The sequence below is a fragment of the Pseudomonas psychrophila HA-4 genome (genome assembly GCF_000282975.1).
GTDB classification, from domain to species: Bacteria; Pseudomonadota; Gammaproteobacteria; order Pseudomonadales; family Pseudomonadaceae; genus Aquipseudomonas; species Aquipseudomonas psychrophila_A.
Genome location: NZ_ALJC01000004.1, coordinates 1 through 320 on the forward strand (window position 1 = coordinate 1; position 320 = coordinate 320).

The 320-nt window shown below is 52.8% G+C and carries 1 pseudogene; it reads right to left on the reverse strand.

Going from position 1 to position 320, the window contains the following annotated elements:
- Window positions 1–174: 174 nt before the first annotated feature.
- A pseudogene (locus tag B347_RS27105) lies at window positions 175–320 on the reverse strand (DUF2931 family protein); the annotation flags it as partial.

A 320-nucleotide genomic window follows, 5' to 3' on the forward strand; every position in this document is an offset into this window, starting at 1 on the left:
ACGATGATCTGCTCAACCCAGCCAACCATATAGCGAGGGCCTGCATAGTCCAGATCCCACGAATCGCTTTTGGGGTCGTTTGCACCCGACAGCGGGTCGTGTTTGCAGGCGGCAAGCATCAATAGGCTCATGAGCAAAGCTATGAATTTTAGGCACGCATGGTCCCGCTGAACGCTACCAACTGCCATAGGGGATGCCATAACGTTCGATGTAGCGTTTGGAAGGTTCTTCTTGTGGGCGATATTTGCCTTTTGAATACCCTTGGTATGGGCCTAGCGGCTCAATCTCTGCTTGGGCGCTGGCGACCAGATGATCATTGA